The 23,095-nt window shown below is 40.2% G+C and carries 20 protein-coding genes; 3 read left to right on the forward strand and 17 right to left on the reverse strand.

Features of this window, described 5'->3' with window-relative positions:
• The first annotated feature begins 242 nt into the window (after positions 1 to 242).
• The gene (locus AC1DO4_RS20400) at positions 243 to 1,124 is read left to right on the forward strand and encodes a helix-turn-helix domain-containing protein (RefSeq protein WP_477419192.1); all 882 of its coding nucleotides are present in this window, start codon (positions 243 to 245) and stop codon (positions 1,122 to 1,124) included.
• A gap of 678 nt (positions 1,125 to 1,802) precedes the next feature.
• On the opposite strand, the gene AC1DO4_RS20405 is transcribed toward AC1DO4_RS20400, so the two are convergent.
• From AC1DO4_RS20405 to ribD, 16 genes are all read right to left on the reverse strand, one after another.
• The gene (locus AC1DO4_RS20405) at positions 1,803 to 2,303 is read right to left on the reverse strand and encodes a hypothetical protein (protein ID WP_477419194.1); all 501 of its coding nucleotides are present in this window, start codon (positions 2,301 to 2,303) and stop codon (positions 1,803 to 1,805) included.
• A 518-nt stretch (positions 2,304 to 2,821) separates the two neighbouring features.
• The gene (locus AC1DO4_RS20410) at positions 2,822 to 3,808 is read right to left on the reverse strand and encodes a 3-keto-disaccharide hydrolase (RefSeq protein WP_477419196.1); all 987 of its coding nucleotides are present in this window, start codon (positions 3,806 to 3,808) and stop codon (positions 2,822 to 2,824) included.
• A 72-nt stretch (positions 3,809 to 3,880) separates the two neighbouring features.
• On the reverse strand, positions 3,881 to 5,056 hold the full coding sequence (locus AC1DO4_RS20415) for a bile acid:sodium symporter family protein (protein ID WP_477419198.1): 1,176 nt from the start codon (positions 5,054 to 5,056) through the stop codon (positions 3,881 to 3,883).
• A 25-nt stretch (positions 5,057 to 5,081) separates the two neighbouring features.
• Entirely contained in the window at positions 5,082 to 6,002 is a 921-nt protein-coding gene (locus AC1DO4_RS20420) for an RraA family protein (protein ID WP_477419200.1), read from the reverse strand.
• Positions 6,003 to 6,025: 23 nt separating this feature from the next.
• Positions 6,026 to 7,303, reverse strand: coding sequence for an amidohydrolase/deacetylase family metallohydrolase (locus AC1DO4_RS20425; protein ID WP_477419202.1), 1,278 nt, complete (start codon positions 7,301 to 7,303; stop codon positions 6,026 to 6,028).
• Between the two features lie 104 nt (positions 7,304 to 7,407).
• Entirely contained in the window at positions 7,408 to 8,616 is a 1,209-nt protein-coding gene (locus AC1DO4_RS20430; protein WP_477419204.1) for an aminotransferase class V-fold PLP-dependent enzyme, read from the reverse strand.
• A 25-nt stretch (positions 8,617 to 8,641) separates the two neighbouring features.
• The gene (locus tag AC1DO4_RS20435) at positions 8,642 to 9,097 is read right to left on the reverse strand and encodes a RidA family protein (RefSeq protein WP_477419206.1); all 456 of its coding nucleotides are present in this window, start codon (positions 9,095 to 9,097) and stop codon (positions 8,642 to 8,644) included.
• Positions 9,098 to 9,130: 33 nt separating this feature from the next.
• The gene (locus AC1DO4_RS20440) at positions 9,131 to 12,532 is read right to left on the reverse strand and encodes a SusC/RagA family TonB-linked outer membrane protein (protein WP_477419208.1); all 3,402 of its coding nucleotides are present in this window, start codon (positions 12,530 to 12,532) and stop codon (positions 9,131 to 9,133) included.
• Positions 12,533 to 12,700: 168 nt separating this feature from the next.
• Entirely contained in the window at positions 12,701 to 13,672 is a 972-nt protein-coding gene (locus tag AC1DO4_RS20445; RefSeq protein WP_477419210.1) for a FecR family protein, read from the reverse strand.
• A gap of 196 nt (positions 13,673 to 13,868) precedes the next feature.
• A complete protein-coding gene (locus tag AC1DO4_RS20450; RefSeq protein ID WP_477419212.1) occupies positions 13,869 to 14,435 on the reverse strand; it encodes an RNA polymerase sigma factor in 567 nt (188 codons plus the stop codon).
• A gap of 195 nt (positions 14,436 to 14,630) precedes the next feature.
• Positions 14,631 to 14,999 carry a VOC family protein gene (locus tag AC1DO4_RS20455; RefSeq protein WP_477419214.1) on the reverse strand — a complete coding sequence of 123 codons (369 nt, stop codon included), beginning with the start codon at positions 14,997 to 14,999 and terminating at the stop codon, positions 14,631 to 14,633.
• Between the two features lie 264 nt (positions 15,000 to 15,263).
• On the reverse strand, positions 15,264 to 16,271 hold the full coding sequence (gene bioB / locus AC1DO4_RS20460) for a biotin synthase BioB (protein WP_477419216.1): 1,008 nt from the start codon (positions 16,269 to 16,271) through the stop codon (positions 15,264 to 15,266).
• 49 nt (positions 16,272 to 16,320) lie between these two features.
• Positions 16,321 to 17,676 (reverse strand): magnesium transporter, encoded by a 1,356-nt coding sequence (gene mgtE / locus AC1DO4_RS20465; RefSeq protein ID WP_477419218.1) that lies wholly within the window; start codon positions 17,674 to 17,676, stop codon positions 16,321 to 16,323.
• Positions 17,677 to 17,983: 307 nt separating this feature from the next.
• Positions 17,984 to 18,598: an IMPACT family protein gene (locus AC1DO4_RS20470; RefSeq protein ID WP_477419220.1), complete on the reverse strand. Its 615-nt coding sequence runs from the start codon at positions 18,596 to 18,598 to the stop codon at positions 17,984 to 17,986.
• Positions 18,599 to 18,664: 66 nt separating this feature from the next.
• Positions 18,665 to 19,543: an EamA/RhaT family transporter gene (locus AC1DO4_RS20475; RefSeq protein ID WP_477419222.1), complete on the reverse strand. Its 879-nt coding sequence runs from the start codon at positions 19,541 to 19,543 to the stop codon at positions 18,665 to 18,667.
• A 1-nt stretch (position 19,544) separates the two neighbouring features.
• Positions 19,545 to 20,600, reverse strand: coding sequence for a bifunctional diaminohydroxyphosphoribosylaminopyrimidine deaminase/5-amino-6-(5-phosphoribosylamino)uracil reductase RibD (gene ribD, locus AC1DO4_RS20480; protein WP_477419224.1), 1,056 nt, complete (start codon positions 20,598 to 20,600; stop codon positions 19,545 to 19,547).
• Between the two features lie 33 nt (positions 20,601 to 20,633).
• On the opposite strand from ribD, the gene prmC reads away from it, so the two are divergent.
• Positions 20,634 to 21,500 carry a peptide chain release factor N(5)-glutamine methyltransferase gene (prmC, locus tag AC1DO4_RS20485; RefSeq protein WP_477419226.1) on the forward strand — a complete coding sequence of 289 codons (867 nt, stop codon included), beginning with the start codon at positions 20,634 to 20,636 and terminating at the stop codon, positions 21,498 to 21,500.
• A 97-nt stretch (positions 21,501 to 21,597) separates the two neighbouring features.
• Here the strand turns inward: prmC and xerD are convergent, their stop codons facing one another.
• Positions 21,598 to 22,497, reverse strand: coding sequence for a site-specific tyrosine recombinase XerD (gene xerD / locus AC1DO4_RS20490; protein ID WP_477419228.1), 900 nt, complete (start codon positions 22,495 to 22,497; stop codon positions 21,598 to 21,600).
• 40 nt (positions 22,498 to 22,537) lie between these two features.
• Between xerD and aroQ the strand changes: the two genes are divergently transcribed.
• Positions 22,538 to 22,954, forward strand: coding sequence for a type II 3-dehydroquinate dehydratase (gene aroQ / locus AC1DO4_RS20495; protein WP_477419230.1), 417 nt, complete (start codon positions 22,538 to 22,540; stop codon positions 22,952 to 22,954).
• Positions 22,955 to 23,095 lie beyond the last annotated feature (141 nt).

Genomic DNA, 23,095 nt, shown 5'->3' on the forward strand with positions numbered 1-23,095 from the left:
TCTATAATTGGTTGATCAGCAATACACATTGTTTGCATCTATAATTGATAAATCAAATTTCATTTAAATTATATTTAAATAGTTGATCTAATGGGACTTTTTTTTATACAAAACCGACATTTTGTTTATTATTGTTCTGTCGAAAGCACGAAACCTGTTCTGGACGACGCAATTAGAAATACACAGAAAGGCATCCTTACAGATGAAACAATAATTTTATAATAGCTTACCTGCTGCACATTATGATTAAAAGAGTATTAAAACATACGTTTACGCTATTGAATGTAGATCATGTGAACCTTGGCACGAAATGGAATTATAAAAACGTGATTAGTCCGTATTTCAGACTTTATTACATCGATGCCGGTGCAGGTGAAATTTCAGATATTTCAACAACGCTGAACCTCGAGCCCGGATTTCTATACATGATACCAAGTTTCACTTTGTGCAACCTTGCTTGCCAAAATCACCTGAGCCAGTATTTTATACAGTTTTTTGAGGAGTCATCCGATGGTATCTCCTTGTTCGTCAACAACCGGTCTATTTTTAAAGTAAAAGCAACAACAGTTGATACCTTGAATTTTGCCCGCTTATTGGAAATAAACCCTGGCAGGGGTATCAACCGTTCTGACAATCCCAGGATATACGAAAAAAACATCTTTTATAAGGAGTATCAGGAACTTAATAATCGGCAAAACATGGCGACTTTTACAGAGACCCATGGCATTCTTTTGCAATTGGTCTCCCGCTTTTTAACACYGGAAATATTCAAACATAAAGAAGTCGGCCACATACCGGTTAAAATCCTTAATGCGATCAGCCATATCCAATTGAACCTGCACCAGGAGTTGTCAGTAACCAATCTGGCCGAAAGAGCGAATCAGCATACCGATTATTTCTCACGCTTGTTTCAACAGTACACCGGTGAAAGGCCCTTAAAATATATCCATGAAAAAAGAATTGAACGGGCTCAATACCTGATGGTTACCACTCAGCTGACTTATGCAGAAATTGCTGTTCAAACCGGCTTCGAAAATATATTTTATTTTTCCAAAATATTTAAAAAGGTTACCGGTATGTCTCCCGGTAATTATAAAAAACAAATTGATTTTGTCCGTTTTTAGGTTCCCAAGCAGTTTTGGGAGCATCAACCTTATACCATATTTCTTCCTCATCATTTCTCCGGTCAAAAGTCAGCATGGGCATTCCGGAGCCATTGGCAGCAAATTAAGAAATTTGCCGAAAAAGGGTATACCTCTAACTACGGAAATAAGGTAGCGATAATCCAAACTATGCCGACACGTATAGTGATTATTATGTCACCAGAGGCCGATTAATAATCTATAAGTAGATTATACTAAAGATCAAACTTAATACCACAACGTAAAACAACTCCGTTACGCTATATTGAACCGAAGATCAATTCATGGATGTTCAAAGAATTCCCCTTGTGGATCACCAAAATCGTAAAGAAAATAGTTATTAAAAGCCCCGCAACAGGCATTCCCTCTTGGTTTCTTTCAATGATATACGAAGGTCGCCGCTTATTCTGCTCGCCAATAAAATAGCTAACGGCCGATTTTCGCCTTATCCGGAACCTATCCGCGTAATATTCGTTATCCCAATAATTCAAACCTTATGTTTAAAATAAGTTTGAAATTTTTCTTTAACTAACGTACCATTAATGAGATTTTTCATAAATAAAATTGGAATGACCCTTATAAGTGAATCTGCGTATCCTGCGGGTGATTTTATTCCAATTTTAATTTTATTAGTTTTTGAGGATCAAAAATAGGTCATGGTTAGTTTTTGACTACAGTTTCTGGCTTAGTACCGGTTTTTAGTTCCTCTTTCACAGGATCTGCTGGTTTGGTATCCTTAAGAACTATCCCGACATCTCCCGATTTTGGTTTCAGTGAGTTAACCTCTAAAGTTAATGCTTCATTTTTACTTGTCCATTCTTTTTGCTGAGCCTGTAATCCATTAATATCCGTAGTTAATTGTGTTATCTTAGCTGTCTGGCTTTCAATGGTTATATTCCTTGCAATAAGCACCTCTTTTAAACTGTCTGCCTTATTTTCAAGTCGTTTGATTACTTCATTATGGGCATCTGTTGCACCTTCCATCCTTGCTAATTTTATTTGTAACTGAACCAAACTTTCATTCTTGACGACCAATGTTTTTTCAAGACTATCCGCCTTTCGCGTTAACAGTTCAATTCTTTCTTTTTTGCTTTGTGCGCTTACACTTATACCCGCTACCACCATGCCAATCATTAAGATGGCTACTTTTCCACTTTTCATGTTAATTAAATTTAATTGCCACACATTAGTTATATATCTATTTATTCAAAATCAGCGTATTAAAAACGGTTGAAATGAATGGAAGTATCGGGTGATAAATGAAAGCGGAATAATAGAATACCTTCTTACTTTTTTAACATTTTGAAAAATTAATTGTTTACGGATTTATCAGTTTTTATCACACAAAATCCTGCTTTTGCATGACCATAATTCTCCGGGAAAACATCTGTGAATAATTGTACGCCTATCGATTTGAAGAGCCTGATTTGACGTCGGAAAAATGATCCTTTATGCATCATGCAGAAAGATATTCTATAGCAGTCAAATTCCTGACGTTTTAAAATCAGAGAGAAAGGTTGCTTTCTTATGAGCTTTAATCTACCGAAATCGACTCATTTTGTCAGATAGAGCAGCCAAACGCTCCAAATCTTCGATAAATGGTTCGATTCTAATATGTCAAGAAACAACAACGTCCTCCTGATTCTCAGGAAGACGTTGTTGTTTATTAGCGTTCTCTATTATTTGGCGGGAGTTATAACAATATTCCTATAATCAATCGGCCCATGATCCCCCTGGATCAATATCGGGCCAGGTTCTCCTTCCATGCTGTTTATTGCACCGCCGGTTATGCCTGGGATTACCTGATCACATATTACCGTTTTTCCATTGGCTATAATAGTTACCATTCTGCCAACCAATGTAATATCGTAATACTGCCACTCTCCCGGATTTTTCGCCATCATTTTACTGGGCGGCAGGAAGCCATAGATTGAGCTGAACTGGTTGTTAATAGGCTCAGGGTCGCCGCTTTTTGTATCGATGATCTGCAACTCATACCTGCCCCGTAGGTAAACGCCGCTGTTGCTTCCCTGCGGGTACCTGAATTCAATATGAAGTTTAAAATCGGTAAAAGTTTTATCGGTTATAAGGTTGGCTCCCGAATGCGGGCTCCTCAAAATACCACCTTCCGCTATCCATTGATTTTTACCATCTGCATGCCAGCCCTTAACATTTTTTCCGTTAAACAATTTCACCGGCGCCCCCCAAACCGGGCTTTTAGATCTAATAAGCAACGGCGCGCGAACACCCGTAAATTCATAGGTAAGGCCATCGGTATAAACCATGGTGCCTTTTAGTTTATCGCCGTTAACTTCAAATTGAAAATCCATGTTTCTCTTCCCTTCTTCCCATTGCGGAGGAATAGAAAAGCTGTATTTACCATTATCAGGTTTGACCTCTGAAATAGGACGTGCGCTTCCAAAAGCATATACAAAACGACCAATCAGCGTATGTGTACCGGATTTCTGCACCTCCAGCCAGGAGGGTAAATTTTTACCTGCTTTGGTGATCGTAATATTCCACCTGCCAATCACATCAGGGTCTTTCTTCGGTTCCGTTTCACCGGCGGATGTTTTAAATGCCGTAAAAACAAATAAACACAGGATAATTTGTATCTTAAAAAAATGGTAAATTGACTTATTGCCTAATATTGATAAGTTTTTCATATTCTATTTTTAACAATTTATTGTTTCAAACTTTAATATACACTTGTAATGACAGGTTGAAAGGTAGTTTTTTTATTTTTCATTATCCAAAAAATTTGCCTGATTAGTACTTTCTATGGCATATCCCCCCGCACCTGATGAACCAGGGATCCCATTTTTTTCAGAAAGCGCCATAATTGGTTTGCGATGCCAGTAATTTGCCAGTAAAGAACCTGTAATGTTCATTAACGGGCCAAATACGGCCGCGGCTAAACCAACGGTTGCAACTTTACCCATCTCTTTAGCCAAACCCGATGCCAGGCCGCCATTTTGCATACCTACCTCTATCGCCATTGTACGACAATCGCGTTCATCCATTTTAAACAGCCGGCCAGCCCAGTAGCCCAGGGTATAGCCCATCAGGTTATGGATTAATACCAGTAAAACCAGCATGAAACCAATGTTAAGCAGGCTGCTTCGCCCGGCGGCAGTAATGATCACAATAATAAATGCAATACCGAACATTGATACAATCGGCATAACGCTCTCCAGCCACTTTGCTCTTTTAAGCAGGTACTTATTAAACACAATACCAGCTCCAATTGGTAATATCACCATTTTGGTAATATCCCACATCATTTTTAACATATCTATTTTAACGAAAGTACCGCCAAGCAATTTCATCAATAACGGTGTTAAAAATGGCGCAAGCATGGTAGAAACGGCCGTAATAGTAATGGATAAGGCCAGGTTGGCCTTTGCCAGGTACGAAACAACATTTGATGCCATTCCATTTGGCGAACAACCGATTAAAATTATACCTGCGGCAATTTCAGGTGGAAAACCACTTAGTTTGGCTAATGTGAATCCCAACGCCGGCATGATCAAAAAATGGCTGAATACGCCAATAAATACACCCTTAGGCATTTTTATTACGCCTGCAAAATCTTTAATACCCATAGATGTGCCCATGCCAAACATAATAAGCTGTATAAGCGGTGTAATGAGCATAGCCAACGTGAAACCGTTTATCTGAATAAAATACTGCGGATAATATAACGCGGTAGTAACCGCGGCAAATATAATAAGCGTATAAGAGAAGCCTTTTAGCAGCGTAAATCCCCGAAAAGAAATTGCCAGCGTTATAAAAAAAGCGATGAGGAACGGTCCGGCCTGTTCAATACCTCCACGGCAAAAGCAGGCGACCAAAATAAGCAGGCATATCATAGATAATCCTGCTACAATTTTATAAATGTTGAATTTATTCAATTCTTTACAGTTTAGTTTTGTATAACTACCAGGTCCTTTTTTCCATGAACGCGTCTAACTGCGCACGTGTCATTTTTACTTTATTGGGGCTTTGGTCAAGCCATTTCAAAAATGCATCCTGGATGGGCGTTGTCCACTGGCTGTCAATTTCGCCTGTACTATATGTGCCGGATTTAAGCATAGCGTGTCCAAATTCATCCCGCAGCGCTATAAATTCGGCAGTGGCGATGACCTTTTCTGCCAGGTGAGCAGGTATAAACAACACACCTTCTTTTTCGGAAATGACCAGATCGCCTGGCATCACAATGGCATGCCCTATTCTTATGGGGGTATTAAGCCCCATTAGTACCATCTCTTCTAAATAGGACGGATCAAAGTCACGAACGAATGCATTGAAACCCGGGATGCTTTTTAAACCCTGAAGATCCCGCGCCGAGCCATCGAAGATCACTCCGTTACCTGATTTACTGAATATTGAGCTACCCAAATTGTCGCCTATTAATGTTCCTCCTTTTATTTTTCCAAAACCATCGGCTACGTAAACATCACCCTTTTGTAGTAAATCAATAGGCCATGCATTGGTGTTACCCTTTCTGCCTTGCTTAATACCTCGTTCTTTAATGTTTTTTTCTACGTCGGGCCGGCTGGGCATAAACACCGCTGTTACGGCACGGCCAACTACTGGAATGTCATCGTTCACCATTTTCCAGCCGCTTTCAAACTGATTATTGTAACCTTCATTTCGCAATACAGTCCAGGCCTCTTCAATGCCAATGTTTTTGGCACGTGCAAGCAGATCATCCGGTATTTTGGGGCGGCCATCATCAAAACGCTCCCCTTTCCACTCCGACGTATAAAATACCAGTTGCTCTTTTGGTATCGTTTGCGCAGTGCTACTTGTATAAAACAGTAATATTGGCAAGCAAATTTTTAAAACACTTCTCATTTGGTTATATAGGTTAAAATTGGTTACTGAACTCTTGCAATTGACTTTGCAGCTATTTTTGGCGGCACTATGGGCATAGCAATACCATTTAAATCATACATTATTTTCCCGGCACGAATAGTCATTTCGCATTCTAACTTCTTATCGGCAACAATCTTGTAGCCGGTATAGTCAAACAATCCAAATTTACCTTTACGGACATTCAAAATGGCAACATCAGCATCTGAGCCAATAGAAAGGTTTCCCAGCTCTTCGTGTTTAATTTCTTTTGCCGGGTTTGAAGTAGTGGCTTGTATTACATCGTATATGGTCATACCTATATTAAGAAATTTAGACATAGTAGTTAGCATATCCTTCATTGCATTGTTCATGCTTCCCGAATGTATATCCGTACTGATCGAATTTGGAAAAAAGCCGTCTTTTGCGGCTGGTATGGCCTGGGAAAAAGTAAAACTGATACCACCATAACCAACATCGAAATAAATACCCCGTTTGCGCGCTTCCCACACAAAGGGTTTTATTTTTTGCGCTTTCAGATCAACAATATACTCTCTGTCATCAAACTGCCCAAAACAATGTGTAAAAATATCACCGGGGCGTAAATGCTGTGTAAACAGTTCCTGGATAGATAACGGCGGATTACTACCACCAAAATCAATCATAACCGGCAAACCGCCAGCCATATTCCCTGCTTCAACGGCACGGTCAACAGCAACCCATTCATGGCCTTCATAATGCGCAACTTTAAAACCCACAACGTAATTTCGATAACGGCGAGCCAATAACGCAGACATTTTAGCATCCATATCGTTTGAGTTTTGCTCATAGACACCACGCATGCCTTCGCCCACAATGTTTATGAAAGCCAGTACCCTTGTTTGTGATTGATCAATTGTTTGTGCCTTAAATGTGGGGAAAGTACGCCAACCCGAACTGCCTGCATCAACTACCGTAGTAACCCCATTGCGAAATGTGAAACCATCAGGAGGCAAAGCCTGGTTACCGTTTTCATACTGGTGATCTGGTTCGGTACCGAAAAAATTATGGGTATGGATATCAATCAACCCCGGTGTAACATATAAGCCGGTAGCGTCAACAACCTGTAGGCCCTGTGTCGGGTCAATATTTTTTACAATCAGTGCAATTTTGCCGTCTTTTATAGCTATATCCATATCGGCATCGATGTTGTTTTTCGGATCTATTACATGCCCTCCTTTAATTACTATATTATAGGACTGTGCCTTTAAATCCATAATAGTCGAGCTCAAGGCTACTATCATTAAGAGTATATATTTTTTCATTTTAAAATGGTTTAACTTTAATAATGCAGAAAACTTAAGGCTATATTTATCCTGTCAGAGCAGGAATAACCTGTTCTGTAAAGCAATAATTAATGTAAATCAGCTTAAACTGCCTGTTGTAAAATAACCTTAACCCGGCTGGCAACTACATCTACCTGGTCGGGCCTTAACAATACTACACCAATAACCAGCGTGTCATTATCCCTGTTGGCAACTATGCTTGGCGTACCGCTTTTAAGGGCGGCAAGTACATCTTTCGGGTCTGTTTTTATTTTGGTTTTATCCCAGGTAACGTGTAAGCTTGGAAACGCATTGGCCGGCCCGGGGTCAACAACTATTTTAGTTTTTACTGTAGAAATGGTTTCTAACTGGTTACCAATATGCTTTGCGCGTTGCAGCCAGTCATCCCACTCTTTACGGTGATCTTTTTCGAGGTACGCTTTTAGGGCCGCGTACATGCCAAACATTTCCTCTTTATTCACCTTCATCGGCCGGCCTATCGGCGCTTCATTAGGACTGTGATTAAGCCGGGCGGCAGTTATGAGATCTTTACGGCCGAATAGTATGCCTGCGCTTTGAGGTCCGTGAATCATTTTACCACCCGAAAAAGTAACTAAATCAAATCCCATTTTTTGAAATTTAAACAGGTTCTCCACCGGTGGTACGTCTGCTGCCGCATCTAAAAATGTAGGGATGCTGTTTTTTTTTGCAATTTTTAAAAACTGCTCATGCGTAATGCTGCTTTTTTCGGCGGCATTGAAAAATAAAGCCATCACTGTATTGCTGTTTATTGCGTTTTCCATACTCTCGGGGCCTTCTACTTCAATGATCCTTGCCCCTGTAGTGCTTACCGCCTGATCAAACAGGTACCGGTGTGTTTTCTGCATAATAACTTCAGGTCTGGGTCCCGGCAGGTTGGGCAGTTGCTTAATTTTATCCTTATCAGTACCCGTTATAGCTGCTGCTGTACCTAAAAGTATAGCGCATGAAGCCCCCGATGTTACCATAGCTGCTTCGGCATGAAGCATTTCAGCAATCCTCGCTCCTACTTTGTCTTGCAACTCATACATGTTGGCAAAATCATGCGATGTTGAATTAATAGCCTCCAATACCTCTGGCAGCATTAATGAACCTGATAAAAAGGTCATGGTTACCCCGGCATTAATAACGGGGGTAACACCAAGTTCTTTAAAAAAATCCCGCTTAGGGGGTGCTGTTGACGTCGGAGTAGCATTTAAAGTAGCAGCTTTGGCTACAAATCCACTGGTTAATGGTAATAAGGTAAGGCCTTTTAGTATATCTCTACGTTTCATATAAACCCGTATAATTTAATTGATACTATATATATGCGATACAATCCATTTCAACCAACGAATTACCCGGAACACCGCCCTTTGCCACGGCTACTGTAGTACGTACCGGTGGATTTTTACCAAAACGGCCTTTATAAACCTCGTTCATACCCTGGTAATCAGCAATATCATTCAGGAACACGGTTACTTTTAATACCTTTTCCATTGATGAGCCTGCTTTTTTAAGCTCATTTTCAAGTTCCTTTAATACAATTTCGGTATGGGCTTTTATCTCAAATGGCTCAACGTGAGCGCCCTTGCCAGCTACAAAAACCATATTGCCCAATTTGGTAGAGCCTGAAAACAGGGGCACATCCTGGTGTTTGGTAATGTTATTGACCTCTTTTTCGTCGCTTTTTGCAATACCTGCTTTTGCGAAACCAAATACCGAAATTCCGGCTACCGAAGCCAGCAGTTTTTTTAAGATTGATCTTCTTTCCATTGTTATTATGTTATTTTAAGTTTGTTGATAATATTAAAATTTGACCATTAGATTTAATCCGTAGCTTCTTGTTCTTGGTAACCCAAAAGATTCAAAACCCTGACCTGATCCATTCGTAAAGCCCGACTCTGGATCAAAATTGCTTGTCTGTTTGTAGATGGTGAATAGATTACGCGCAACAAACGAGATTGAAGCATTCTGTATGCTTATTGCTTTCAGCAAATCAGCCGTAATGTTGTAGGTTAATATCAGCTGACGAAGTTTTACAAAACCACCATCGTGCAAAAAAAGCTCAGAGTAAGATTTGTAGTTATCGTAGTAGCTCCGCAGATTTGACACAGGTACCGTTCTTGAATATGGGTTGCCGGCCTGGTCAACACCACTTAACTGCAAGCCGTTTTCCCTCCCCGGTAAAGTAGTTTTCATTAAACCTAAACGGGTGCCATAAACCTCCATCAATGAAAAGATTTTGTTGCCAAATTTGCCATCGACCAGGATATTTAAAGAAATTTTTTTGTAACGAAAATCACTAAAGAAACCCATAGTTACCGGGGGAACTCCCTTGCCCAAAGTTTGCAGCCCGGTTGCAACAGGTAGACCCGTAGTAGTATTGAATACTGTTTGACCATTAGCATTTTTGAGAATGCGCGTGCCTACTATTGAACCGTATGATTGGCCGGCGATGTTATTGATGTAAGCCCAGCCATTAACTGAGGCTGCCATCTGGAGCTGGTCAAGCCCCTGGGCCAGTCTTACAACTTCATTCTTGTTATAGGCAAAATTATAGCTGGCACTCCAGCTAAAGTCTTTAGATTTGACGGGGGTACCGTTCAACAATAGCTCAATGCCTTTATTGCTTAGTTCACCTACATTTAAGATCACGTTGCTGTAGCCGCTGGTACCGGAGATAGCTGTAGAAACGATATCATTAGTGGTTTTTCGATTATATAAGGTAATGTCAAAACTTAAACGGCTGTTAAATAAACGCGCTTCAACTCCTGCTTCGGTTGTAGTTGATGTATAAGGGCGAAGCTTAGAATTGGTAATAGTTGTACTGGAAACAGTTTGCAACGGCTGTCCCGAACTTGGTGGCATAGTAAAAGCCTGGTTAATTTGATATGGGCTTGGTGCACCGCCGCCTACCTGCGCATACGAAACTCTGAACTTGGCATAATTAATCACTTCGGGTAATTTAAACGCCTCAGAAAGAATAAAACTAAGGCCCGCTGAAGGATAGAAAAGACTATTGTTTTTGGGACTCAAGGTAGAAAACCAATCCTGGCGGCCGGTAACTGTTAAGTAAGCAAAATTCTTAAAACTGATGTCTGCCGAACCCATTAATGAATTTATAGCCATTTTGTTATTGGTGGGTGTAGTTGAAATGGTTGAAAGATTAGTTGAGCTGTAGAAATAAGGTATTATGTAATTGCTGCCCGTAATGTTACTTTCATTGTAAGCRGAACGTTGCTGGTTACCACCAACAAAACCTGTTAAACCAAAATTCCGGGTTACCTTGCCATTATAGTTAAGCATTAATAGTCCGTTAGTTTCAGAAGCATCAACTTTCAGTTCGCTGTACTGACCGTTTGGAACATATAATGTACCGGTTGGCAGAATATATTTATAGTTATAATAATAAAAGTCGCGGCTTACAACACCTTTTAATGAAAGGTTTTTAACGATCCCAATTGTAACGCCAGCCTGGCCAATGACCCGGTTTTTGTTATCATTTTCTTTAAACCTATTGGTTACGAAATAACTGTTAGTTGCAATGGCGGCATCGTTCCAGGCAATCTCATTGCCGCTTGCATTATAGCCAGGTTTTACCCACCTGATATCCGTGGTATTGGCAATCATATATGGTGTCCAGTTGGGGTTACCTAAAGCATCACCAGCTGTCGGTCTGTTATTTGCATTTTCAATATTATATTGTACTAAGGTTTCGAGATTAATATGTTTACCCAATTTACCGTTAATGCTAAGATTAGCGGTTTTGCGATCATAGTTTGTGTTAGGAAGCACACTTTTGCTATATAGGTCTGCCACAGAAAAACGGTAGCTGATTGCTTCTGTGCCGCCGGTGAAAGCCAAAGTGTTGGTAAAAGTGGTACCTGTTTGATAGAAGTTCTGAATGTTATCCTTCTGCGCACTGTAAGGGTGGGTTAATCCATCTGCGGTAACATAGGAAGAGCCATCAATTTTTGCTCCAAAAGACCGGCGGCCCGTCTGGATTGCTTCGTTTTGTGTTGTTGGTTTCACACCATTATCGCCCTGGCCATATTCATACTGCCAATTGGGAAAGACGGCGGGCGTCTCCAGGGTAAAAGACGAATTATAATCAATACCAGTACCTTTTTGTGCATGCCCTTTTTTTGTGGCTATTAGTATAACGCCATTAGCGGCCCTTGCGCCATAAAGCGCCGCTGCCGTGCCTCCTTTAAGCACGCTGATAGACTCAATATCATCCGGGTTAATGCCGCTTATGCCGTCCCCTCTGTCAACATTACCTGCGCTGCCGTTCGTCGTCGCACTGCCACCTGGTACCGAGTTTTCCAGCGGCATTCCGTTAACTACATACAAAGGCTGATTGTCGCCTGATAGAGCGCCATTACCACGGATAATCACCCGGCTTGATCCGCCAGGCCCTGTGGATAAGCCGGTGGCATTTACACCTGCAACTTTACCGGTAAGCGCATTAGCCACATTGTTTTCTCGGGCCTGGGTAAATTCATCGCCTTTTACTTCTGTAACAGAATAAGCCAAAGCATTTCGCTGACGCGAGATACCAAGTGCTGTTATCACAACCTCGTTCAGTTCGCTGGTTTCTTCCAGAAATTTTATATCGGCAATTTTGTGGTCACCAGCTACAATTTCCTGTGTTAAATACCCTAAAGATGAAAATATAAGAACCGCGTTTTCACCAGGTACGCTAATGCTGTATTTACCATTGGTATCAGTGCTGGTTGCAATCGCAGTGCCTTTAACCTTTACTGTGGCACTTTGTACTGCACCGGCATTATCTGTTACCCTGCCCGTTACCTGCGCAGGCGTTGTTTTTAGGCGCCCGGCAGGACGAAGCTGTTTTTTTTCTATCAGGATCATATTGCCCGATAGCGAGTACTCCATGCCCAGCGGATTTAATATCTTTGATAATACCAAACCCAGTTTTTCATTTTTAACTTCAATAGTTACCGTTTGATCGGTAATTATTTCGTTACTGAAAACAAAACTCAACTTAATCGTTTTGTTGATTTTTTTTAATACGTTTTTAACGGACATGTTTTTCACTTTCAGCGATATGGGAGTATCTAAATCTGGCGTAATGCGACTTACCGCACTGGTTTTGAGGCAGCAAATGACTAAAAACCCCGTGACGATGACTATCCTGCTTACAGCCTTGCGCAGCCTGTTAGAGGACAAAGATCTTTTTGTCATATACTTGATGAGAATTTTTAGTGATTAAATGCCCTTACGGAAAACTATGAACTGTTTAAGCTTAAGCTTGATGAGGTTGGGTGTGCTGCAATCACACTCAACCTTTTTATGTTGTTGTTATGATATCTATAGGCAATTAGTTTTAAGGTTTATCATTAGGTTTATTTATTAAAATAGGGTATAAACATTTTTATTAACGTGGTATTTAGAATGCGTAAGCCTGGTAATACCGTTTAAAATGTCAGGCAGAGTTTGGTTCTGAAATATCGCTGTGATACGCTGTGCCGCCAACTGATGATTTGATATTTTAATGTTGACTGCATATTTATTGCTTAAAGCATTTGCCACATCGGCCAATGTTGCGTTCTCGAACGTCAACTTATCATCCAGCCATGCAATGGCATCAGCCGGGTCGGCAATATGGCTTATTGCGAAGTTTTGGTTTGTTTGATCAGTGGTGGCACAAAGCCCAGGGGTAAGTATAACATGCGCTTTATTGCTTTGATCAACCAGACCTACCTTGCCGGTTAAAACGGTCACTTTTATGGGTCGGTGCTCGTCATAAGCGCTAATCGTGAATGATGTGCCTAAAACCTGTGTTTTTAGCGTGCCCGAATAAACAATAAATGGTTTCTTTTCATCGTGAACTACCTCAAAATAAGCCTCGCCTTTTAAATAAACTTCTCTTGTCGTACCATTAAATTCTTGTGGGTAGCGCAAATCGCTGTTCGCATTTAAGGTAACACGGGTGCCATCAGCTAATGTTATTACCTTGGTTTTTGCAGGCAAAGAATAAGCGGTTAAATATTTTGTACCAATGACAACTTTCTTATACTTATATACACTTATAGCACACACAAGAAATATTAAAGCAAAGCATGCGGCGTATTTAAACATCCTTGCGGTATTATGACGCTTTTGCGTTTTCGCTTTGACATTTTCATAAATACCATCCCAGTTTACGTTATGTTGGTTAGTCGTATGAGCCGACTTTGCCCAATGTTTTTTTAGCACCTTATCAAAATCGATCAGGTTTTGGGAAGTTTTAATTTCAAACATCAATTCATCAAATTCTTGCTGGGTGCAAGCATTATTGATGTATTGGTTTAATAGATATGATATTCTTTGTTTGTGATCCATTTAATTTGTGCAATTACATTAAAGACACAGCAAAATCACAAACAGACTAATGCAAATAAAAATTTTATTCTTTTTTAAAGAACGTTAAAAAAATGTTGTTTTATACAACTTGCAAAATGCAGAATATACCATTAACAATCACATTTATTGTATTAAATAAAATAAACATTCCCATAAACATTTAATTTTTGAAAAGCTATAGTTTGATAAACATTAAAATAAGAATAATGGTTGGATCGATACCATTTTGGGTAAGATACCCTCTTATCGAAGCCAATGCGGAGAGCAAATGGTTTTTTACGGTGTGTTTTGATAAATTTAATTGAGAAGCGATATCGTCGTAACTCAAATCGTTATCCTTACTCAGTTCGTAAACCAATCGACGTTGTGGCGATAGCTGGCTGACTGCTTTATGAATAAGTCTTTTGTACTCGGATAGCTGCACTGCCGATTCTGTGTTGTTATAACCGGGGACTGCAGTTTTCATTAAATGGTTGATAAGTCGCAGATCACTCGCGGCTTTTCTTAAATAATTTAATGAATAATTACGAACGATAGTATAGATATATCCATCCAGATTTTCAATACTGCTAAGTAATTCGCGATTCTGCCAAATTTTAATAAATATCTCCTGGGTAATTTCCTCTGCCGCATATTGCGATTTTGCAATAGCATAAACCTGCGTATAAACCTGACGTTTATATTCCTCAAATATCCGGCGAAATTCAAACTCTGGCTCTGTTTTCGGGATATCGCTTTTCATTAAATCGGCAACAGGTTCATATTATGTTAAAATAATAAAAATTTTACCTAATATAATGAAGGTTTTATTCATTTCAACAAATCATTATAAAATATTTAACCGTTGATAATGTTGCATTAATTTAGATGGGTTTAGGTTTTTTTATATTCCGAAATAATCACAGATATCGCAGCAAATCCGGATAATAGTTGGTTTTCACTGCTTAAAAAATTCCCCAAAATGCCATAGGATTCCGGATGGGTCATGCATAAAACATTCTCGCCCCCAATCATATTGTCGAATCGGCGTTAGTTTTACGCGTTTATATTTAGATGTAAGATCCAAAGCCAAAAGTTGATTCCAATACCGGCCAACGTCTTCAACTTCTAAAAAAATCATTGAATTATCTATCCAATCCCGCACATAAGCATCCTGTAAATAAAACCCCAGGCCATCCGTTTTGAAATAGGACATATTATGAGCCAAAATACTTTCTTCAAATCCCAGGTCCCGGTAAAAACTGCGTGACAGCTCAAAATTCTCGGCGCCAATGAATGGTCGGATTGATATGGCTTTATGTTCCATTTTTTTTTGATTTTTAATTGCCGCTAACCGTTACAGGGCCAGAAGATTATGGCGATAGTAGAGAACACCCAGCCCTGAACTAAAGTTGAATAAAGATAAAAAGTTTACTTGGTTATTTCTACTGTTCAATAAAATGTGGCAATGGTTTCCTATGCCACATTTTATTGTTAGCTAAATCACATACCAAAATGCCACATTGGTATTATTAAGATAATTTCAGGCCGGAAAAATTTATCAAATTACTTGATGCTATCTCCTGGTTGATTAGGAGATGATGTCCTTTTCCATTTCTTTCACTTCGTTCGGGCGCCCATTTTTGAAAGCTTTACGTGGCGACAGACCGAGCAAATCAAACATAGCCATATCGCTATCAAATGATGGATTTGGGGTGGTTAGGAGCTTCTCTCCTGCAAAAATTGAATTAGCACCTGCCATAAAGCAAAAAGCCTGCTCAACAACACTCATTTCGGTACGACCGGCTGATAAACGTACAACCGTTTTTGGCATAATGATGCGGGTAGTAGCTATCATTCTTACCATTTCCCAAACAGATACCCTTGGCTGATCGGCTAACGGCGTACCTGCCACAGGTACCAAAGCATTAATTGGCACAGACTCAGGATGCTTTGGCAGGTTCGACAAAGTTTTCAGCATGGAGATCCGGTCTTCTACTGTTTCTCCTAAGCCGATAATGCCTCCACTACAAACCGAAATTTTTGCTTTGCGTACATGCTTCAATGTTTCAAGGCGTTCATCATAAGTACGGGTTGTTATAATACGCTTGTAATCCTCTTCAGATGTATCAAGGTTGTGGTTGTAGGCATACAAGCCTGCATCTGCCAAACGTTGAGCCTGGTTCTCGGTAAGCATACCCAGCGTACAGCAAACTTCCATATCAAGGCTATTAACTGCCTTCACCATATCTATTACCTTGTCAAAATCGCGGTTATCACGTACCTCGCGCCATGCGGCACCCATACAAAGCCTTGACGCGCCACCTGCCTTTGCCTTTTCGGCCGCGGCAATAACTTCATCTTTAGGCATTATAGCATGTACATTAACACCTGTATTGTAACGTGCAGCCTGGGGGCAATAAGCGCAATCCTCAGAACAACCACCAGTTTTAATGGAGATAAGTGAACTGATCTGTACCTCGGCGTAATCAGTATTTTCACGGTGTATAGTTGCCGCCTTGTAAACAAGATCAAGCAATGGGGTGTTGTATATTTCTGCTATCTGCTCTTTTGTCCAATCGTATCTTACTTCAGTCATAGTCTCAATTTTGATGGTTCAAATTTATAATAAAAGCTTGATTGGAAAATTAATGATGTAATAAAAGCTTAGTAGCAAGGTAAAGTGGCAACAAAAAACCCGCGCAATCTGTAAAAGTAGTTATGATAATAGATGACGCAACTGCCGGATCGACCCCTATCCTCTTTAATACAAGCGGAATAGATGCACCGGTGATGCCTGCAATAATTAAATTACCTGTCATTGCTAAAAACAAAACCAGGCCCAACATTGGGTTGGCATCATAAAATAAGGCAATACAAAATACTACTAACCCATTGGCCGCACCGTTGAGCATACCAACTAAAAACTCTTTAATAACTGTGTTGTATGCCTGGCTATCGGTAAGGTTGCTTAGCGATATACGCCTAACCGTTACTGCAAGAGCCTGCGTGGCAGCGTTACCTCCCATACCTGCTATAATAGTCATGTACGCCGCTATTCCCTTTACCTGGGAAACAGTATCATCAAAATGACGGATTACAGATGCTGCTAAATACGCTGTAGCTAAGTTTATCACCAACCATGGCAGGCGGCTTTTTACAGCATCTTTCCAGTTACCGCTTAGTTCCTCATCTTCAGACACACCAGAGATCTTTAACAGATCCTCGGTATTTTCCTGCTCCATTACGTCGATGATATCATCAACTGTAACCCTGCCAAGCAGTTTCATGTTATCATCAACTACGGGGATAGTGGTTAAATTGTACTGTGATATTAAGCGCGCCACTTCCTCCTGGTCAAGATCGGCCTTTACGTAAACAGGGTCGCGTTTTACCAGGTCCTTCACTTTTACATCGGCGTGGGCCTTAATTACATCTTTTATGGACAATATTCCTTTCAGGATATCAAAATCGTCGACAACATAAATGGTGTAAAACTCTTCCATTTCTTCAGATTGACGGATGATCTCGTCCAACGCCGCCTTTTTATCAAGGTTGATGTTCACCTTAATAATATCGGAGTTCATCAAACCACCCGCTGTATCCTCGTCATAACTTAACAAGGCCCGAATGCTGCTTGCGTCTTCCTGGTCAATATCCTTTAATATTTCATGCTGCTGATCCTCGTCGAGCTGTGAAATAATATCGGTGGCATCATCATAGTCCAGCTCCTCTACAATCTCCGATCTTTTCTCGGGATGCAGGTTAATGAGCAGTTCTTCGGGATGATGCTCCTCGTCCATTTCCGAAATTACTTCTGAGGCAACGTCGGTTGGCAGGATATTGATAATGCGTTCTTTCGCCTCCTGCGGAAGCTGTTCAAAGAGTAAGGCAATCTCCGAAGCGTGGTAGTCCTGCAAAACAACCTCTAAATCAGCATCATCGCCCTCAAGGGCGGTTTTAATGCGGAGCAGATCGGTTTTATCTAATTCAAAAGATTGCATATGCGACTAAAATAGTCATTTAAGCCACAAAACAGGAATTAAAAAGGCATTAATTGAGCGTTAAAATTAAGGCTGAACTAACAGGTTAACAATAACATTAACGTGGCTGGTAAATGTGTATCGATTTGTGTGTTCCGGTACAAAAGTGAGGTATTGTCATTTTTTTTAACTATTTCGCATTTAGTCTTGTAATTGTCTTATTATTAGAAACTTAAAGGCGAAAATAAAAAAAAGATGTACGACATGAACTGTCGTACATCTATAAATCGGCATTGATATTTATTCTGGAAAAATAGATATATATCCATTATAGACTATAATTGTACAGGGATTTTAGCCCGTTCACCTTATTTAATTTACCCAGAGTTTGTTCTACCTGTGTTTTGCGGATAGAAAGCTGTATACTGCAATCATTGTCAAATTGCTGTTCAAGTATATCCAGGTTATCATCCTTAATTATCCGCATTACATCGTTCATTTGCAGGTAATCAAATGTAATGGTATAAACATCGTTTACGGTTTTGTGGATAATAACTGCCTGCTTCAGGGCCTCCTCGGTAGCAACCTTATAAGCATTGATCAAACCGGGAACGCCTAACAATGTACCACCAAAATAGCGCACAACTACAACCAGGATATTGGTAAGATCCTTTGATAACAGCGTATTTAAAATAGGCCGCCCGGCTGTGCCCGATGGCTCACCATCATCATTTATCCTGAACACCAACCTATCGATACTTAACCGCGTGGCCCAGCAATGGTGATTGGCTTTGGGATGTTCGGCTTTCAGTTTAGCAACAATGCCTTTAATCTCAGTTTCTGACCTGATAGGATATRCAAAGCCAAGGAATTTACTGCCCCGGTCGCGAAACAGGCTTTCGGTTGGTTTTTCTATAGTTTGGTAAGTATCGTCAAAAAGCATTTTTAAAGCTGTAGCTGAAAGTTTAAAGCAAAAGCGGTTATCGGCCTTCGTAATGAATATTAAATATTACAGGTACAGAAAACCCAGCGTTTGCGGAAAGTAGATGATTACAATAGCCAATACAGCTATCACTATTCCTATTTTATTAAGCAGACTAAGTTTTTCTTTGAATATCAGCATACCAACCAAAGCACCAGCAACAATAACACCGATGTTCATTGCCGAAAATACAGATGATGGATTGTTTGCCAGCACCTTATGGGCCTTTAGGTAAAATAGTATATTACCAAAGTTAAACATACCCAATACCCAGCCAATTAAAATATGCGGCCAGGAAAAACGCATTTTTTTTGTAATAACCTGGTAAAACAATCCAATCAGCGATAATACAAACGCCAGTATAAATATGATAAAGATAGCCGTAGTGAACGGTACGTTGTTTACCTTGGTTATCTGTTTTAATAATACATCAATAACTCCAAAACCTAAAAATACAATAAGCAAATAAAACCACGAGCCCTTTTCTATTCTGTTGCCCGCGTTTTTTTGCCAGGGGATTGAACATATAATAGCAATAAAAGCCAGCACAATACCAATTATTTTAACTGTGTTTGATGCTTCGCCAAATAAAAAGAATGCTGCAACTATAGGTATAAACAGCGATAAACGTTGCGCCACATCTGTACGCACTATACCTGCCTTACGTACCGACGATGCCATAATTACAAAAATCAATGGAAATAATATCCCAAGCGCCACGTAATTATAAATTGGAGTCTCCTGCAGGTTTGATAGAGATGGTTTAAAAAATATCCAGGTAAGCAGTATGGCCATTGAGTAATTCCAGGTGATTGCCTGGAAAACATCAATATGATAGCGCCTGGCCAGCTTTAGCATAACCGAAACAATAACACTGCAACAGATACTTAAAAAAACGTATAGCATTTTATATAATTGGCTTGTTGTATAACACTTGCAGACGGTCGGCTCCAATAAAAGATTCGCCCGCAATTATACCTGTTATTTGCGGTGATTTTATGCCTTTTGCTAAAACAGTTTTCCCGGTGAAAATACGGGCCTCGTCCCATAAACCGGCTTCAATGAATGTTTGCAGGGTACGTGCGCCGCCTTCAATAATAACCGATTGAATATCCTGCAGGTATAACTGGTACAAAATATACTGGGGCACATAGCGTTCAAAATCTTCCAGGGCAATATATTTGTTTTTGCCGTCAACATTAAATTCAATTTCGTTAAAAATCAGTGTTTCAATAGATTGATCAAATATATTAAAGTTTTTATTTAACTCCAGGCGCCTGTCAATAACCACCCGTTTGGGCGATCGGCCTTCCCAGTAGCGTACGTTCAATCGTGGGTTATCAATGGCAACGGTATTCTTTCCCACCAATATAGCATCTTCCTCGCTGCGCCATTTATGTACCAGCTTACGCGATTCGGTACCGGTTATCCAAAGCTGGCTGCCATCATCCGGGGCAAAAAAGCCATCGGCGGTTTGCGCCCATTTCAGGATGATGTATGGCCTGTGTTTTTGCACCTTGGTAAAAAAGCGGCGGTTGAGCCACTGGCACTCGGCTTCCAACACCCCAGTGATCACGTCGATACCGGCAGCTGTTAGCTTTTCAATTCCCTTACCATCAACCTGCGCAAAAGGATCGCGCGTGCCAACAACCACTAAGGGGATCTGGTGCTTAATGATCAGATCGGCGCAGGGCGGCGTTTTACCATAATGCGCGCATGGCTCCAAAGAAACATATATTACCGATTGCTTTAGCAATTCAGTTGAATTATCAAACCGGCGGGTAACCTGTGCAATAGCATTTACTTCGGCATGGGCTTCGCCATATTTCTGGTGATACCCCTCGCCTATTATTTTACCATCATGAACAACAACGGCGCCCACCATCGGGTTCGGACTAACCAGCCCCACGCCCAGTTCGGCAAGTTCCAGGCAGCGCTGCATAAATATTTCATGTTGAACCATGCAGCAAAAGTAGCTTTTATGTTACTTTGTTGTATGATTACTATCCAGGATGTTTTTGAAGATTACAAAAGGCTGAACAATATCTACGCCTTTACTGAAACAGAATCGATTAGTTTACTGTGTATCAGTGAGATAACTCACTTATCAAAAGCATCTGTTAAAGCATTTCCTGAAAGGAAGATAACCACAGAACAATATGAAAAGTTAAAACAGATTCTCGCCGAATTACTGACAGGTAAACCCATTCAATATATTTTAGGTGTTACTGAGTTTTACGGCTTACCTTTTAAAGTAAACCCTTCCGTGCTGATCCCCCGGCCTGAAACCGAAGAATTGGTGGAGTGGATTTTGGGAGAAAGGCAAAAGATGAAAGGTAAAAAGTTTTCCGGACGCATTATCGACATAGGAACCGGTAGCGGGTGTATCGCTATCACTTTGAAAAAGAATTTACCTGGTGCTGTTGTTTTTGCAATAGATATATCTGAGGACGCGTTAAGAACTGCCGAGGATAATGCAGAACTTAATGAAACAGAAGTTCATTTCTTAAACCTTGATATACTCACCTTTTTACCTGATAACACCATTCCAAAGTCGGATATCATTGTGAGCAATCCTCCCTACGTTACTATTGTTGATAAAAAGCAGATGCATACCAATGTAACTGATTTTGAGCCGCATACAGCCTTGTTTGTGCCAGAAAACGATCCACTGCTATTTTACAGAGCTATAGCCGATTTTGCTTTGATTAATTTAATGCCTGGCGGGTACCTGTTTTTCGAGATCAACGAAAACTTTGGTAAGGAAACAGTCGAATTATTGCGGGATAAAGGCTTTGTAAACATAGAATTAAGAAAAGATATGAGCGGCAGGGACAGGATGGTGAAAGCGGCTATTGTCTGAACCGGAATTCATCGAATTCGTTGAATTAATAGAATTTTAAAATTCTGATCATTCCTTAATTCGATGAATTCCGGTTCAGAAAAAACTAACCGCCAACTCATGACCGGGGATGAAACTGGCTGATTGTACTCTTCAGATACTCCCTGTCTAAATGCGTATAGATTTCGGTAGTGGTGATACTTTCATGGCCCAGCATTTCCTGTACGGCACGTAAATCAGCACCGCCTTCAACCAGGTGAGTGGCAAAGGAATGGCGGAAAGTGTGCGGACTTATCGTTTTTTTTAACCCCACAATCTCTGCAAGATCTTTGATCATTAAAAATATAAGCTGGCGGCTTAGCCTTGATCCCCTCCTGTTTAAAAACACAATGTCCTCCTCTCCTTTTTTTATTGGAGTATGTACACGAATATTTTCAATCCATATTTTAAGGGCTTTGATGGCCTCGGCACCAATAGGTACCAGGCGTTCTTTATTGCCCTTACCGTTTACCTTTATAAATTCAATATCAAGGTATAGGTTTGATAGTTTAAGCTCTGTAAGCTCAGATACCCGCAGGCCACTGCCATAAAGTGTTTCTAATATGGCTTTGTTACGCGTGCCTTCGGGTTTGGAAAGATCAATAGCAGCAATTATTTTATTGATGTCCTGGTAGCTGAGCGTATCTGGCAGTTTGCGCTGTATTTTGGGCGATTCCAATAATTCCGACGGATCATTTTTTATAATATCCTCCATGAGCATGTACTTATAAAAAGCCTTAATGCCCGATAGTATCCGGGCCTGCGAAGACGGAATCATCCCCAACTCATTAACCCAGTTAATAAACTGGCGCAGATCATTTAAAGTAATAGCTTCTGGCTTTAGCTTAATTGTCTGTGCATCAGCAAATTGATATAATTTTTCTATATCCCTGCTATAAGCTTCAACAGAGTTATCAGCCAGCGATTTCTCTAATTTTAAATAAGCCTGGAAACCTTTTATTGCCGAACGCCAATCCAATTGATTTTACTTTTAATGTTTTATAGTTAAGTTTGAACCAATGAAGATACAAATTATTAACGGCCCCAATTTAAATCTGCTTGGTGTACGCGAAAAATCAATCTACGGTAACACCAATTTTGAAAGCTACCTTGAAGAACTGCGCTCGCGATACGCAAACATCACCATTAATTATTACCAAAGTAATGTTGAAGGCGAAATTATAAACAAGCTGCACGAAATTGGTTTCGAATACGATGGCATAGTAATAAATGCCGGCGCTTATACCCATACATCTATTGCTATCGCCGATGCTATAGCCGCCATCAACACGCCTGTTATCGAAGTGCATATCTCTAACGTTTATAAGCGCGAGGAGTTTAGGCATCACTCCATGTTAGCTGCAAGTTGCAAAGGTGTTATTGCCGGTTTTGGCATGGATTCATATAGGTTGGCGATTGAAAATTTTGTTGGTTAAAATGGTGTAAGAAAAGTTATGGTAAGCCATAAAATTTCTAAAACTTTGAACGAGAAGTAGCAAACGGTTAAAGATTTACGAAGTTTTAAAAACGTAAATCTGGAATTCTACAACCTGTCATGGGTAGGCACGAAGCAATTC

It is taken from the genome of Mucilaginibacter sp. P5_A6 (assembly GCF_056400585.1).

What these genes read in the sequence shown, in the direction of transcription:
- AC1DO4_RS20425 (WP_477419202.1), bottom strand. Translation starts at nt 7,303, where the DNA reads ATGAAAAAATATATACTCTTAATGATAGTAGCCTTGAGCTCGACTATT.
- mgtE (WP_477419218.1), bottom strand. Translation starts at nt 17,676, where the DNA reads ATGCAATCTTTTGAATTAGATAAAACCGATCTGCTCCGCATTAAAACC.
- AC1DO4_RS20455 (WP_477419214.1), bottom strand. Translation starts at nt 14,999, where the DNA reads ATGGAACATAAAGCCATATCAATCCGACCATTCATTGGCGCCGAGAAT.
- aroQ (WP_477419230.1), top strand. Translation starts at nt 22,538, where the DNA reads ATGAAGATACAAATTATTAACGGCCCCAATTTAAATCTGCTTGGTGTA.
- AC1DO4_RS20420 (WP_477419200.1), bottom strand. Translation starts at nt 6,002, where the DNA reads ATGAGAAGTGTTTTAAAAATTTGCTTGCCAATATTACTGTTTTATACA.
- ribD (WP_477419224.1), bottom strand. Translation starts at nt 20,600, where the DNA reads ATGGTTCAACATGAAATATTTATGCAGCGCTGCCTGGAACTTGCCGAA.
- AC1DO4_RS20445 (WP_477419210.1), bottom strand. Translation starts at nt 13,672, where the DNA reads ATGGATCACAAACAAAGAATATCATATCTATTAAACCAATACATCAAT.
- AC1DO4_RS20435 (WP_477419206.1), bottom strand. Translation starts at nt 9,097, where the DNA reads ATGGAAAGAAGATCAATCTTAAAAAAACTGCTGGCTTCGGTAGCCGGA.
- AC1DO4_RS20410 (WP_477419196.1), bottom strand. Translation starts at nt 3,808, where the DNA reads ATGAAAAACTTATCAATATTAGGCAATAAGTCAATTTACCATTTTTTT.
- AC1DO4_RS20430 (WP_477419204.1), bottom strand. Translation starts at nt 8,616, where the DNA reads ATGAAACGTAGAGATATACTAAAAGGCCTTACCTTATTACCATTAACC.
- AC1DO4_RS20405 (WP_477419194.1), bottom strand. Translation starts at nt 2,303, where the DNA reads ATGAAAAGTGGAAAAGTAGCCATCTTAATGATTGGCATGGTGGTAGCG.
- prmC (WP_477419226.1), top strand. Translation starts at nt 20,634, where the DNA reads ATGATTACTATCCAGGATGTTTTTGAAGATTACAAAAGGCTGAACAAT.
- AC1DO4_RS20450 (WP_477419212.1), bottom strand. Translation starts at nt 14,435, where the DNA reads ATGAAAAGCGATATCCCGAAAACAGAGCCAGAGTTTGAATTTCGCCGG.
- AC1DO4_RS20475 (WP_477419222.1), bottom strand. Translation starts at nt 19,543, where the DNA reads ATGCTATACGTTTTTTTAAGTATCTGTTGCAGTGTTATTGTTTCGGTT.
- bioB (WP_477419216.1), bottom strand. Translation starts at nt 16,271, where the DNA reads ATGACTGAAGTAAGATACGATTGGACAAAAGAGCAGATAGCAGAAATA.